This is a genomic window from Streptomyces nodosus (assembly GCF_008704995.1).
GTDB lineage: Bacteria > Actinomycetota > Actinomycetes > Streptomycetales > Streptomycetaceae > Streptomyces > Streptomyces nodosus.
The window spans coordinates 5,394,861-5,409,067 of the sequence record NZ_CP023747.1; the positions used below are offsets into that span (position 1 = coordinate 5,394,861).

The window sequence follows — 14,207 nt, forward strand, 5'->3', positions numbered from 1 at the left end:
AATCATGGCCCCAAGCGCCATGAACCGTTGGACAAAATCTCTTTCCGAAGCGGAGCCGGTCCCGTACTGGCTGGACGACCCCGGCAGGCCCCACCCCGAGCCCGCCCTGACCGGCACCGAGACCTGCGATCTGCTGGTCGTCGGCGGCGGCTACAGCGGACTGTGGAGCGCGCTCATCGCCAAGGAGCGCGAGCCGCAACGGGACGTGGTCCTGCTCGAAGGCCGCGAGGTGGGCTGGGCCGCCTCGGGCCGCAACGGAGGATTCTGCGCCGCCTCCCTCACCCATGGCCTGCCCAACGGCCTGGCCCGCTGGCCGCAGGAGATCCACCAGCTGGAGGAACTGGGCGCCCGCAACCTCGACGAGATCGAGAAGGCGGTCGCCCGCCATGAACTCGACTGCGAATTCGAGCGCACCGGCGAGATCGACGTGGCCAGGGAGCCGTACCAGGCGCGGGAACTGCGCGAATGGTACGAGGAGACCGAACGCCGGGGGCTGTCCGAGGGCACCGAGTTCCTGGACACGGAGGCGCTGCGGGAAGAGGTCGACTCCCCGACCTTCCTGGCCGGCCTGTACGACCGCCGGGGCGTGGCCATGGTCAACCCGGCCAAGCTCGTCTGGGGCCTCAAGCGCGCCTGCCTCCGGCTGGGCGTCCGCGTCTACGAGCGCACCCCCGCGCTCGGCCTGAAGCCGTACGGAGCCGGCATGGCCGTCACCACCCCCTACGGCCGGGTCCGCGCCCGGCGGGTGGCGCTCGGCACCAACGTCTTTCCGAGTCTGCTGCGGCGGGTGCGCCCCTACACCGTCCCGGTCTACGACTACGCGCTGATGACCGAGCCGCTGAGCGCCGACCGGCTGGCGTCCATCGGCTGGAAGAACCGCCAGGGGCTCGGGGACTCGGCGAACCAGTTCCACTACTTCCGGCTGTCGGCCGACAACCGGATCCTGTGGGGCGGTTATGACGCCGTCTACCCCTACGGCGGCCGGGTGCGTGCCGAGTACGACGAGCGCCCCGAGACCTATGCCAGGCTCGCCGGGCACTTCTTCACCTGCTTCCCGCAGCTGGAGGGGGTCCGCTTCACCCATGCGTGGGGCGGCGCGATCGACACCTGCTCGCGCTTCTCGGCCTTCTTCGGGACGGCACACCAGGGGAAGGTGGCGTACGCGGCCGGGTACACCGGCCTGGGCGTCGGGGCCACCCGCTTCGGCGCCGAGGTGATGCTGGACCTGCTGGCCGGGGAGCGCACCGAGCGCACCGAGCTGGAGATGGTCCGCAGGAAGCCGCTGCCGTTCCCGCCGGAACCCTTCGCCTGGACCGGCATCGCGCTCACCAAGTGGTCCCTGGCCCGCGCCGACACGCACCACGGGCACCGCAACCTCTGGCTGAGGACCATGGACCGCCTGGGCCTGGGCTTCGACAGCTGACCGGGACCCTGGACCCCCGGGGCCTGGGAACTTCCTGGGTCCTGGAGCCCCAGGGTCCTGGAACTCCCGGCCCCTGGAACACCCTGGTCCCCGGAGCATCCGGGCCCGGAGACGCTCCCCGGCCCTGCCGCCCTCCCGGCGGGCCGGGCCGAAAACGCGAGACCGGCCGGTGGCGATGCGCCGTGCGGGTCGGCCAGGACGACGGCCGCTTCGACAGGCCGCGGCGGGCTTCGTCGGCGGCCGGCCGATGACTGCGGGGGTGTGTCGGCCTCGTCGGCCGACGGTAGGTTGCGCGAGTGGCGCCGGCCGCTTCGGCCGGTGGTGCCGCGTGGCGGGGGCCGGTGATGGCGGGCTGCTTGGGCTACGCCGGCCGCATCGGCCGGGGACGGTTCTTCGGGCGACGGTAACGCGCTGTGTGGGCTGCGCCAGCCGGTTCGACAAGTGGCGGCGGGCTGCGCCGATGACTGCGTGTTGCGCCGGCCTCGTCGGCCGGTGGCGTCGGGTTGTGCGGCTGTGCGGGTCTCGTCGGTCGACGACGGTGGGTTGCGCGAGCTGCGTCGGTCGCCTCGGTCGGTGGCGATGCGTGGCGTCGGCCGAGGCGGACAGTGGGCGGTGGCGGCAGGCCGCGGGGGCTATGCAGGCCGGTTCGGCGGTGAAAAGTGGCCGACACGGTCCAGGACCTGCCACAGTGCGCAGAGCATCGCCCCGCACAGGCACCAGCTCCCCAGGACGTCCAGGGGCCAGTGATAGCCGCTGCGGATCAGGCCGGAGGCGACCGCCATGTCGAGGGCGAGGCAGACCGTGAGCAGGGCGCGGCGGGCCCCCGGGGTGCGTTGCCAGGGCCACAGGACCAGCGCGGCGGCACCGTAGGCGACCATCGCCGTCGCCATGTGCCCCGAGGGGTAGAAGCCCGTGGCCGGGCCCATCACCGGTGGGCCCGGCCGGGCGATCAGCACCTTGAACGGGAGGACCAGCGCCGGGACGGTCGTCATGGTGACGGCCGCCGCGACGGGCGGCAGCCACCACCCCTCCCTGCCGCTGTTGCGCGCGCTCGTGGCGGCCCAGAACAGGGCGACGGCGAGCACGGGGACGGCGACCGGGACGGCGCCCAGATCGGCGAGGAGCGCGGAGAGCCGGTCCGGGCGGAACAGGGCGTTGCCCAACCGCTCGTCCGCCCGGGTGAGCGGGCCATGGACGACGACCTGCCAGGTGATCAGCAGAAAGAGAACCAGCAGGGAGCCGAGGAGGGGAAAAGCCGACCGCCCCGGAACAGGGGGGGTGGTTCCGGGGCGGTCGCACGGATCGGTGTACCGCCCGCCCCGGGGGGTTTGGGGCGTGCGGCCGTCCGATCGGTGAGGATATCCGGAGCGCAAGGCTCCGGGGGTGTGCGCGAGGGCACGACCGAGTCGAAGCTGGGGAGGCCTCGGCCCGGGATCGCCCGCAGTCCCCTGCGGACGGGGTGTATCTCTCATCCGGAACGAACCTACGGCAGGAAAATCGGCTTCGACAGCATGAAACGCGCGCCGTCATCCACCTCGCACACGTTCTTCACACGCTCTTACCCCGTCGGCCCTGGTCCGCACAGCCCTGCCGGGGCCACGGGCGGCGGCCCGGCACGGCTGCGTGGTGTGCCCCGGGCCGCCGGTGCGTGTCCCGGTGGCTCAGATGCCCGCGAACGCCTGCTCGACGATGTCGAGGCCCTCGTTCAGCAGGTCCTGACCGATGACCAGCGGGGGCAGGAAGCGCACCACATTGCCGTAGGTGCCGCAGGTCAGGACCAGCAGCCCCTCCTGGTGACAGGCCTTGGCGAGCGCGGCGGTCGCCTCCGGGTGGGGCTCCTTGCCGGCGCGGTCCTTGACCAGCTCGATCGCGATCATCGCACCGCGACCGCGGATGTCGCCGATGATGTCGAACTTCTCGGCCATCGCGGTGAGGCGGGCCTTCATGGTCGCCTCGATCTCCTTGGCCCGGGCGTTGAGGTCGAGCTCCTTCATCGTCTCGATCGCGCCGAGCGCACCCGCGCAGGCGACCGGGTTGCCGCCGTAGGTGCCGCCCAGACCGCCCGCGTGCGCGGCGTCCATGATCTCGGCGCGGCCCGTCACGGCGGCCAGCGGCAGACCGCCGGCGATGCCCTTGGCCGTGGTGATCAGGTCCGGGACGATGCCCTCGTCCTCGCAGGCGAACCACTGGCCGGTGCGGCAGAAGCCGGACTGGATCTCATCGGCGACGAAGACGATGCCGTTGTCCGTGGCGAACTGGCGCAGCGCGGGCAGGAAGCCCTTCGCCGGCTCGATGAAGCCGCCCTCGCCGAGCACCGGCTCGATGATGATCGCGGCGACATTGTCCGGGCCGACCTGCTTGGTGATCTGGTCGATGGCCTGGGCGGCGGCCTCGGGGCCGCAGTTCTCCGGGCCGGTCGGCCAGCGGTAGCCGTACGCCAGCGGCATGCGGTAGACCTCGGGCGCGAACGGCCCGAAGCCGTTCTTGTACGGCATGTTCTTGGCGGTGAGGGCCATCGTGAGGTTGGTGCGGCCGTGATAGCCGTGGTCGAACACGACGACCGCCTGGCGCTTGGTGTAGGCGCGGGCGATCTTCACGGCGTTCTCGACGGCCTCGGCACCCGAGTTGAACAGCGCGGACTTCTTGGCGTGGTCACCCGGGGTGAGCGCGGCCAGCTCCTCCGCGACGGCCACATAGCCCTCGTACGGCGTCACCATGAAACAGGTGTGGGTGAAGTCGGCCAGCTGGGCGGAGGCCCGGCGGACGACGGCCTCGGCGGAGGCGCCCACCGACGTCACCGCGATGCCGGAACCGAAGTCGATCAGACGGTTGCCGTCGACGTCCTCGATGATCCCGCCGCCCGCACGCTTGGTGAAGACCGGCAGTGTGGAGCCCACGCCCTGCGCGACCACGGCGGTACGGCGGGCCTGCAGCTCCTGCGACTTCGGGCCGGGGATGGCGGTGACGACGCGGCGCTCCTGCGGAAGTGCGGTCATGGGGGCTCCCTGATGATCGTGCGAACCGGGCCGGGTGATTCCGGCCTGCCGGAGTTCCGGTGGACCGGGGGCTCCGGGCGGGGTGTGCAGCGGACGCTTACCTTCTTTTCTCGCAGGCTAGAGCCGGTCGCGGAAGGTGGGCATGCTCCATGTGGGCGCCTTGGGAACCCCTGCTTGTCCGTGGTGGACATAGAGGCGGATCCGGCGCTTCCGGCAGCCGGGCCGCGGGCCGGGCGCGTAATCGGTGAACTCCCCTTGCGGGGGCGTTAGATTGGCTCGCGGACGGTGCACGGAGCGCGGCTGGTCAGGGGGCAGGGGCGATGGACGGCGACGGGACGCAGGACGCCAAGGGCACACGGTCCGGCTCCGTGCCGCGTCCGGCGGGGCCGCCCCCGCTGCCGCCCCGGCCCACCCGGGCCCCCGCACCGCCGCCGCTGCCGGACGGCTCGGCGTTCCTCGGCTGGCTGCGGACGCCGCGGCCCTCGACACCGCCCGGCGTCTGGCGCTTCGGACATCTGCCCCGGCCCGAACAGGAGCCCGAGCGGACGCCGCCCCGGCAGCTGATCAGCGGGGCGCTGATCGCGTTCCTGGTGGGCTGGCTGATCTGGTCGCTGCTGTGGAACAACTACCTCGGCGGCTGGTGGGTGGTGCCGCTGGAGCTGTTCACCCCGGACTCCTGGCGCCACAGCGGCAACCGCGTCGGCAACGCCGTCCTCTGGTACGGCTACTACACCCTCATCGCCCTCGCCATCGCCCTCGCCGTCGGCAAGCTCGGCCGCTGGGGAGAGCTCTGGCGGCGCTTCGGACCGCCCGCCTGGACCACCGTCGCCCCGGTGGACGAGCGGCCGCCGGCGCCCGAGGACGACCCCGCCCAGTGGAACCAGCTGCGTGCCGCCGGCGCCAACGAGGCCGCCGAACGGCTGGCCGCCGAGGCGCGCGCCGGACTGATGCGTGACGTCGACCACGCCCGCATCAGCCGCGCCTGGCAGGGCGTGCTGAACGGCCGGCACAGCCTCGCCACCTTCACCGGCGCGGTCCTCAAACAGGGCGCCGCCGCCTGTCCGCACCCCTCCGGGAACCGCGACCTGCCCACCAGGATCGCCCGGCACGACCTGATCACCGGGCAGGTGCGGCTCGGCTCCGCCGTCGACGACCCCCGCAACCCCTACGCCTACCGCGGCGCCGGACTCGCCCTCGGCCCCGAACTGCTCGGCACCTCCCTGGTCGCCGTCGGGCCCGCGGGCACCGGCAAGACCAGCTCGGTGGTGTGGCCGCTCACCGAGTCGCTCTGTCTGCAGGCGCTCGCCGGGCGGGCCGCCGTGGTCGTGGTGGGCGCGGCTGGCGCCGGTCTCGGCCCGGTGGACGCCTATGACGTCGTCGTCCGCATCGGCCACCCCGAATCGGAGTACGACCTGGACCTGTACGGCGGCACCGCCGACCCGGACGAGGCGGCGGCCGTCCTCGCCGAGGCCCTGGCCGGGGACCTCACCGAGGCCCACTCCGGCGGGGACAGCCGCCGCTCCACCACCGTGCTCGCCCAGCTGCTCGGGCCGTACCGGGCCGTCCACGGCCGCTTCCCCTCCGTACCGGAGCTGCGGCAGCTGCTCGACGGCGCGCCCCGGCCGCTCGCCGCGCTCCGCAAGGCCCTGGAGGCCACCGGGCGGGACTCGCTGCTGCGCGAACTCGACGCGCGTGAACGGCAGTCCGGGCACCCCGGCGATGTGGGCGGGCTGCTCGCCGACCGGGTGGCCCTGCTGGACCGGCCCGCCTTCGCCCCGTTCTTCGACACCTCGGGGCAGTCCCGGCCCTTCTCGCTGCGCGCCCTCGACCACCCGGTACGGGTCCGGATCGACCTGCCCGAACGCGGTCACGCCGACGCCTCACGGATCCTGGCGCGACTGGTGCTCGCCCAGTTCACGGCCAGCGTCGCCACCCGCGAGGACCGGTCCCTCTTCGCCTGTCTGGTGCTCGACGACGCGACCGGCGTGGTGACCCCCGAGGCCGTGCGCGGCATCCAGCGGCTGCGCTCCGTCAACGCCGGCGCCGTCCTCACCCTGCGCACCCTCGACGATGTGCCCCGGCCGCTGCGCGGACCCCTGCTCGGCGCCACCGGGTGCCGGATGGCGCTGTCCGGCCTCACCCCCTGGGACGGGCAGGACTTCGCCGAGGTGTGGGGCAAGGAGTGGACCGAGACACGGGACGTCACCGACCGGCAGATCATCGCGGAGACCCCGGCGGGCAAGGCGCTGCACATGCTGCGCCGCGTGATCACCGGGCGGGCGCCCACCGCGCGCGCCGTGACCGTGCGCCAGGTCGAGCGCGAGCGGTGGTCCGCGTCCGAACTGGCGCACGCGGTGCCGCCCGGTCACGCGGTGCTGTCCCTGACCGATGTGCGGGGCGAGCACGCGCCGCCGCTGCTGGTGAATCTGCGGGGCTGAGGCGCCGTCCGGCGGGGCGGTCCCGCGCTGCCGGGCGCCGGTGGCCGCGTACGGCCGAGACCGGTCCGGGATGTCTGGTTTGCGGGATCCCCTGTCACCGTACGGTGAGGCAGAATCGACAGAAGTCGTTCATACGCGACGGCCAAAAGATCCCAGGACCCCCTGAAGATCACCACACCTGCCGACCTGAAGGCCTCATGCCCCCGACCCTCGCCTCTCTCGTCCACCACTCCGCGCTCAAGCTGACCGTGCGCGCGGGCGAGGATCACCTGGACGTGCCCGTCCGCTGGGCACACGTCAGCGAGCTCGCCGACCCCGTGCCCTATATGGAGGGCGGCGAACTCCTGCTGATCACCGCGCTGAAGCTGGACGCCGAGGACCCGGGCGTCATGCGCCGCTATGTGAAGCGGCTGGCGGGCGCCGGTGTGGTCGGGCTCGGGTTCGCCGTCGGCGTCAACTACGACGAGGTCCCCGAGGCACTGGTGAACGCGGCGCGGGAGGAGGGGCTGCCGCTCCTCGAGGTGCCCCGGCGCACCCCCTTCCTGGCCATCAGCAAGGCCGTCTCCGCCGCCATAGCCGCCGACCAGTACCGGGCCGTGACAGCGGGATTCGCCGCCCAGCGCGAACTGACCAGACGGGCCCTGCACGAGGGCCCCGAGGCGCTGCTTGCCGCGCTCGCCGGGCAGGTCGACGGCTGGGCCGCGCTGTACGACGCGTCCGGCGCCGTCGTCGCGGTCGCCCCCGAATGGGCCGGGCGGCGCGCGGCCCGGCTCACTGCCGAGGTGGAGCGGCTGCGGGAGCGTCCCGTTCCGGCCAGTTCCGTGGCCGGCGGTCCCAGCGGCGAGGACCGGGTCGAACTGCACTCCCTCGGCACCGGCCGCCGCCCGCGTGCCGCGCTGGCCGTGGGCACGGCGGCGGCCCTCGGCACCGCCGCGCGCTATGCGGTGCACTCCGCCATCGCCCTGCTGACCCTCACCACCGAGCGGTCCCGGTCCCTGCACGCCGCGGAGCAGCGGATCGGGGCGGCCGTACTGCGCATGCTGCTGGCCGGTGAGCCGGACCACGCGCGGGCGGTGGCGGGGGATCTGTACGGGGAGCTCCTCGACGCCCCCTTCCGGCTGATTCTCGCCGAGGCGGCGTCCGCCTCGGCCGCCCGCGCGCACGCCGACGGACACGCACGCCCGGCGCCCGCGCCGCCGGCCGCCGCCGTGCTCGCGGCCGCCGACACGGCCGGCGATCCGCTGGACGGGCTCGCGGAGACCGTGGAGTCCGCCGCCGCGCGCTCCGGCGAGCCCGTGCTGGTCGTGCCCGACGGTGACCGGCTGGTGGTGCTCGCCGTGGACGGCGGCGCGGCCGTCGCCGCCGTCCAGGAGTACGCACCGGCGGTGCAGGCGGCCCGTGCCGCGGCCCCCGAGCAGTCGGCCGCCGAAGAGAACGAGCTGGTGGTGGGCATGTCGGCGCCCGCGGGACCGATCGCCGCGGCCACCGCCTACAAACAGGCCGAACAGGCACTCTCGGTGGCCAGGCGGCGCGGCCGGCCGCTGGTCGAGCACGAGGAGCTCGCGGCCGGCTCGGTCCTCCCGCTCCTCGCCGACGACGCGGTACGCGCCTTCGCGGACGGACTGCTGCGCGCCCTGCGGGAGCACGACGCCACGGGGCGGGGTGATCTGGTGGCCTCCCTGCGGGCCTGGCTGTCACGCCACGGCCAGTGGGACGCGGCGGCGGCCGACCTCGGCGTCCACCGCCACACCCTGCGCTACCGGATGCGCCGGGTCGAGGAGATCCTGGGCCGCTCGCTCGACGACCCGGACGTACGGATGGAGCTGTGGCTGGCCCTGAAGGCCACCGCGGCGGCCGGGGAGTGACGCCGGCCGGGGAGTGACGCGGCGGCCGGGGGCTCCCTCGACGCCCCGGACACCCGGCGCCCGGCAGACGTGCCGCCAGTCCCTGTCTCTGCCTCTGTCTCTGTCTCTGTACAACCCGTACTGCCCCCGCCCCCCACTGCTCCTTGACGGACAAGCGACCCGTCGCCGTCGCGGCCCTACCGTGGACCCCGAACCGCATGGACCACCAACCTCCGAAGGGCCGGGACCCGCATGACCTCCACCCACGCCTTCTGGCTCGCCGGCCGCCAGGCCACCGGTGAGACCACCTTCGACGTCACCTCCCCGTGGGACGGCCGTCTCGTCGCCCAGGTCAGCGTTCCGACCGAGGCCCAGGTCGAGGAGGCCGTGGCCGCGGCGTACGCCGTGCGCGACGAGTTCGCCGCCACCCCGGCGCATGTCCGGGCCGCCGCCCTGGACCATGTGTCCAAGCGGCTCATAGAGCGCACCGAGGAGATCGCCCAGCTGATCTCCGCCGAGAACGGCAAGCCCATCAAGTGGGCCCGCGGCGAGGTCGGCCGTGCTGTGTCGGTGTTCCGGTTCGCCGCGGAGGAGGCCCGTCGCTTCAACGGCGGCGAGGCCCAGCGCCTGGACACCGACCTCGGCGGCCAGGGCCGTCTGGCGCTGACCCGCCGCTTCCCCAAGGGTGTCGTCCTCGGTATCGCGCCGTTCAACTTCCCGCTGAACCTGTGCGCCCACAAGATCGCCCCGGCCATCGCCGCCGGCGCCCCGATCGTCCTCAAGCCGGCGCCTGCTACCCCGCTGTCCGGCCTGATCATCGGTGAGCTGCTCGCCGAGACCGAACTGCCCGCCGGCTCCTGGTCGATCCTCCCGGTCACCAACGACCGTATGCCCGCCCTGGTCCAGGACGAGCGCCTGCCGGTCATCTCCTTCACCGGCTCCGACAAGGTCGGCTACGCGATCATGGACTCGGTGCCGCGCAAGCACCTCACCCTGGAGCTGGGCGGCAATGGCGCGGCCGTCGTGCTCGCCGACTGGGCGAGCGACGAGGACCTGGACTGGGCCGCGAACCGCATCGCCACTTTCTCCAACTACCAGGGCGGCCAGTCCTGCATCTCCGTCCAGCGGGTGATCGCCGATGCCGCGGTCTACGACCGGCTGCTGCCGAGGATCGTCGCCGCCGTCGAGGCCCAGGTCACCGGTGACCCCTCCGACGCCGCGACCGACGTGGGCCCGCTGGTCAGCGAGGACGCCGCCAAGCGCGTCGAGTCCTGGGTCGACGAGGCCGTGGGCGCCGGTGCCACGCTCCTGACCGGTGGCAAGCGCGACGGCGCCTCGTACGCCCCCACCGTCCTCACCGATGTGCCGGCCGAGGTCACGATCTCCTGCGAGGAGGTCTTCGGACCCGTCCTCACCGTGCAGAAGGTCGACGGCGAGGCCGCCGCCTTCGCCGCCGTCAACGCCTCCAAGTACGGCCTCCAGGCGGGTGTGTTCACCCATGACCTCCAGGCCGCCTTCCGCGCCCACCGGTCCCTCGAGGTCGGCGGCGTCGTCATCGGCGACGTGCCCTCCTACCGCGCCGACCAGATGCCGTACGGCGGCGCCAAGCAGTCCGGAGTCGGCCGCGAGGGCGTCAAGTTCGCCATGGACGACTACACCTACGAGCGTGTCCTGGTCCTGACGGGCCTCGCCCTCTGACCCCACCTCCACGGCAACGGCCGGAGCCCCCGCCCCTCCTATTCGGAGGCGGGGGCTCCGCCGTGTGGGAGCCGACGGGGACGGCGCTGGATGCGCTCTCGCGGATGACGGCCGAGCACATGGCCTTGCCGTTCCCGCCCGGCTTCCGCGGCCTGGACATCGAGGGCCAGGACATGGTGATGCTCGACGCGGACGCCTACGGCTACGCCACGAGCGCCCTCGAAAGACCCCTCACCGAACAGCACCGTGCCGGCCTCACGCAATTGACGGCGGTGTTCGACAAGGTCCTCCCGGCGATCGAAGACGAGTACGCGACCACGTACTACACGCACGTACGCGACATGGCCGTGCTGACCGCCGAGGTCGAGAACCTGCGCGAGAAGTAGTGCCCCTGACTGGGAACAGCCAGCGGATTGGCGATGACACCCTCTGGGGCGTCAACCGCCGCAGGAAGGGTGCCGCAAACAACCTGTCCGCCCACAAAGGCGCTACACGGTCACGCCAGGCCGAACCATGGCAGGCACTCCGGCAGCCCTTCCATCTGCACGGGAACCAGCTGGTGTTGTTGCCACTGTTCAGCAGTGAGGCGGAGCCTGCGCAGCACGGCGGGCTTGGCGCGTACGGAATGACGCTCGATGCCGTCCTCGCGATAGCCGAGCTTGCGTGAAACCTCCAGCGAGGCCGCATTGTCCGCATATGCCCCAGAAGTGGCGTACTGTGCACCGAGTCCAGCGAAGGCCAGGTGGAGGACAGCCGCGCGCATCTCAGTCCCCAGTCCCTGGCGGTGATAGGCCCTGCCCAGCCAGGAACCAGTGCCTACTTCACGGCGGATCGAAAAGTCCCGGGCACCGATGCCCTGTGTACCCACGACAATTCCGTCTCGCACGACCACCAGGTTCAGCTCCCAGTTCTCCGGCTGCCACTCGCCCCAGCAGCGCCAGTGGTACTGCAGGACACTCCGAGCACGCTGCTCGGGCGCGACATCGGTCCATGCCACAGTGAACGGCTGCACCGTCGGGTCATGCACACCATCGGCGGCCAACGAAGCCAACGCGGCGAGATCATCCAGGTTCGGCAACCGCAGCTCCAGCCGCGGCGTGGTCAACCGGAGGCCCGCAAGCGGCCAGTGGGTCAGCAGGGTCATGAGCAGGGATTCTTCTCGCCCCAAGCCATCGTGACCACTGGATTTTCGAGGGGGAGTGCTGCGGATTCCTACGCCCCCGACCCGGTGGACCTATTCGGTCACGGCACTGGCGACAGCGCCGGTCGCCGGTCCATGGACGCGGCTCGCGGCCGGCGATGAAGTCGTCCGAGAGCCGATGGTTTCGGGCGGCATCTGTGCGCCAGGCACGTGCTGGGGCAAGGTGAAGGCCATGACCATGGGGTTCAGCGGTGAAGTTGCCGAGTACTACGCGAAGTTCCGACGTGGCTATCCGCCTGAGGTATTCGACGCGCTGCGCACAGCCTTCGCACTGACCACAGGTGACACCGTCCTTGACCTCGGATGCGGTACTGGTCAGCTGGCTGTGCCCTTGGCTTCCCGGGTTCGCTCGGTCATCGGCATGGATCCCGAGCCGGACATGCTTCGGCTCGCGAGGGAAGCAGCCGTGAGGCATGGCGTGCTCAACGCGACGTGGGTCCTTGGTGCCGATACCGACGTTCGCGCGCTCGGTGAGCTGATGGGACAGCGGTCGCTGGGGATGGCAGTCATCGGGCAGGCGCTTCACTGGATGCAGCACGAGGAGCTCTTCCGTGCGCTGTCGCCGCTCTTCCGCTCAGGAGGGGGCGTCGCCGTCGTCTCGAACGGAACTCCCTTGTGGCTGCAGGACAGCGATTGGTCACGCGCACTGCGTGCCTGTCTCGAACGTCATTTCGGTACGAGCCTGAAGGCGTCCTGCGGCTCCGACGCGTCAGATCGGCTCCGATACGCGCAAGCGCTGGAGGCCGCCGGATTCGAGCGGGTTCACGAGATCGCGATCGAATACAGCGACGAGCTGAGCTTCGACCAGCTCATCGGCGGGGTCTACTCTGCCATTCCCGCAGGTGAGCTGCCCGGCCCCGACGACCGTCCTGCGTTCGCGCAGAGCATCCGACAGTCACTGCCACCGGTCCGACGCTTCTCCGAAGAGGTCAGAGTCTCCTTGCTCGTGGGCCGGATCGCATAATCAGCCGACCGGCGACGCAGAGCCGAGTGTCGGTGAGGTCTTGGTCCAGCGGCTACACCGCCCGCCACGATGTCGCCGCGGCCATGACCGACCGATACGGGGACATGGTCTCCGCCATGGCATCCACGCTGCGGCCGATGTCGTCGGAGTACCCCTTACCGCTGCATGGTCATCGGCGATTCACCACGGCAGGGTCAGTCGGGTGGGCGGACACCGCCGGGCTCTCATGCCGACAGGCGAACGTTGTACGCGTTGTGGGCACGCGTAGAGGCGGAGCGGGGCGTGTCGGTGGGGGTGGGGTGCGCGTTGGTGATTCTGGTGGGTCACCGGACGGGTCGAGGTGGGGCGCGATGAGTGAAGTGGTGCGGCAGCCGGACGGGGTTGAGCAGGCGGAGGCGCCGGGCCGGGAGGCTGGGCCGGGGGCGGCGCCGGAGCCGGGGACGGGCATTCTGCGAGTTTTCGGGCGGCAGTTGAAGAGATTCAGGCTGCGGGCGGGCCTGGAGCGGGCCGAGTTGGGGGCACGCACCGGGTACTCGGTGTCCACGATCGCCGCGTACGAGCAGGGGAGACGGGTGCCACCGCCCCGGTTCATCGACGCGGTGGACGAACTGCTGGACGCGGGCGGAGTGCTGCAGGAGATGAAGGAGGAGGTGGCGCGGGCCCAGTACCCGGCGTTCTTCCGGGACGCGGCGCGCTTGGAGGCTGAGGCGGTCGAACTGCACGTGTACGACACCCACTTGATCAACGGACTCCTGCAGACACAGGAGTATGCGCGTGCCGTGTTCCAGATGCGTCGACCGCCCTTGGGCGAGGAGACGATCGAGCAGAGGGTGGCCGCCCGGATGCTCAGACAGGAGATCCTGTCGCGGTGGCCCGCCCCGCTGATGAGTTTTGTCATCGAGGAGGCGGTGTTGCGCCGCCCCATCGGGGGAACCGAGGTCTGCCGCGGGCAACTCGAGCAGATCCTGGTCACCGGGCGGAATCGCAGCGTCGAGATCCAGGTCATGCCGCTGCAACGGGAGGACCACGCGGGACTCGCAGGCCCGTTCACCCTGATCGAGACCAAGGCGGGGCAGCGCATCGCCTACGTGGAAGTGCAGAAGAGCAGCTCCCTGTACACCGAGCGGACAACCGTTCGGGAGCTTGAGGCGCAGTATGGAATCATCCGGGCTCAGGCTCTCACTCCACGGGAGTCGATGGCTTTCATCGAGGAATTGCTGGGAGACCTATGAAGACCGTCGGGGAACTGACTTGGGTCAAGAGCACCTACAGCAGCGGTGAGGGCGGCCAGTGCGTCGAGGTGGCCCTCGGCGTTCCCGCCGTGCACGTCCGGGACTCCAAGGACACCGCCCGCCCCGGGCTGGCCGTCGGCCAGGACGCCTGGGCGATGTTCACCGGATACGCCGTCGACCAGATCGGCTGAGTCACCGTCGTACGACCGTGCCCCGGGGTTCCGTCGGAGCCCCGGGGCACGGCCGCGCCGTACCCCTCGACTCCCCCGGGTACCGGGCGCCCGTACACCCCCGGGAGTACCGCCCCGCCCAAGACGCCCCCGGCAGTACGGGTCGCTTCGGTCGCTGGAGCGACGTTTCCGGGGCTCTTCGCCGGAAGTCTGGTGACGAGCCGGACGACGGAGGAGAGGG

11 protein-coding genes are annotated in these 14,207 nt (G+C 71.8%); 8 read left to right on the top strand and 3 right to left on the bottom strand.

Features of this window, described 5'->3' with window-relative positions:
* Positions 1–4: 4 nt before the first annotated feature.
* On the top strand, positions 5–1,423 hold the full coding sequence (locus CP978_RS24400; RefSeq protein ID WP_043444297.1) for an NAD(P)/FAD-dependent oxidoreductase: 1,419 nt from the start codon (positions 5–7) through the stop codon (positions 1,421–1,423).
* A 632-nt stretch (positions 1,424–2,055) separates the two neighbouring features.
* Here CP978_RS24400 and CP978_RS36235 read toward each other — a convergent pair.
* Positions 2,056–2,586: a phosphatase PAP2 family protein gene (locus CP978_RS36235; RefSeq protein WP_311775025.1), complete on the bottom strand. Its 531-nt coding sequence runs from the start codon at positions 2,584–2,586 to the stop codon at positions 2,056–2,058.
* Positions 2,587–3,084: 498 nt separating this feature from the next.
* Positions 3,085–4,419, bottom strand: a complete 1,335-nt coding sequence (gene gabT / locus CP978_RS24410; RefSeq protein ID WP_043444302.1) for a 4-aminobutyrate--2-oxoglutarate transaminase — start codon at positions 4,417–4,419, stop codon at positions 3,085–3,087.
* Between the two features lie 320 nt (positions 4,420–4,739).
* On the opposite strand from gabT, the gene CP978_RS24415 reads away from it, so the two are divergent.
* From CP978_RS24415 to CP978_RS24430, 4 genes are all read left to right on the top strand, one after another.
* Positions 4,740–6,857: a hypothetical protein gene (locus tag CP978_RS24415; protein ID WP_043444303.1), complete on the top strand. Its 2,118-nt coding sequence runs from the start codon at positions 4,740–4,742 to the stop codon at positions 6,855–6,857.
* A gap of 197 nt (positions 6,858–7,054) precedes the next feature.
* Positions 7,055–8,722 (top strand): PucR family transcriptional regulator, encoded by a 1,668-nt coding sequence (locus CP978_RS24420; protein WP_150478300.1) that lies wholly within the window; start codon positions 7,055–7,057, stop codon positions 8,720–8,722.
* A gap of 231 nt (positions 8,723–8,953) precedes the next feature.
* Positions 8,954–10,399 carry an aldehyde dehydrogenase family protein gene (locus CP978_RS24425; protein ID WP_043444309.1) on the top strand — a complete coding sequence of 482 codons (1,446 nt, stop codon included), beginning with the start codon at positions 8,954–8,956 and terminating at the stop codon, positions 10,397–10,399.
* A 104-nt stretch (positions 10,400–10,503) separates the two neighbouring features.
* On the top strand, positions 10,504–10,785 hold the full coding sequence (locus CP978_RS24430) for a hypothetical protein (protein ID WP_043449397.1): 282 nt from the start codon (positions 10,504–10,506) through the stop codon (positions 10,783–10,785).
* Between the two features lie 110 nt (positions 10,786–10,895).
* Here the strand turns inward: CP978_RS24430 and CP978_RS24435 are convergent, their stop codons facing one another.
* The gene (locus CP978_RS24435; RefSeq protein WP_043444310.1) at positions 10,896–11,543 is read right to left on the bottom strand and encodes a GNAT family N-acetyltransferase; all 648 of its coding nucleotides are present in this window, start codon (positions 11,541–11,543) and stop codon (positions 10,896–10,898) included.
* Positions 11,544–11,772: 229 nt separating this feature from the next.
* Between CP978_RS24435 and CP978_RS24440 the strand changes: the two genes are divergently transcribed.
* The 3 genes from CP978_RS24440 to CP978_RS24450 all read left to right on the top strand — a co-directional run bounded on the left by CP978_RS24440 (position 11,773) and on the right by CP978_RS24450 (position 13,987).
* Positions 11,773–12,564, top strand: coding sequence for a class I SAM-dependent methyltransferase (locus CP978_RS24440; RefSeq protein ID WP_043444311.1), 792 nt, complete (start codon positions 11,773–11,775; stop codon positions 12,562–12,564).
* A gap of 350 nt (positions 12,565–12,914) precedes the next feature.
* Entirely contained in the window at positions 12,915–13,796 is an 882-nt protein-coding gene (locus tag CP978_RS24445) for a helix-turn-helix domain-containing protein (protein WP_043444313.1), read from the top strand.
* Positions 13,793–13,987, top strand: coding sequence for a DUF397 domain-containing protein (locus CP978_RS24450; RefSeq protein WP_043444316.1), 195 nt, complete (start codon positions 13,793–13,795; stop codon positions 13,985–13,987). The genes CP978_RS24445 and CP978_RS24450 overlap by 4 nt, the downstream gene beginning before the upstream one ends.
* Positions 13,988–14,207 lie beyond the last annotated feature (220 nt).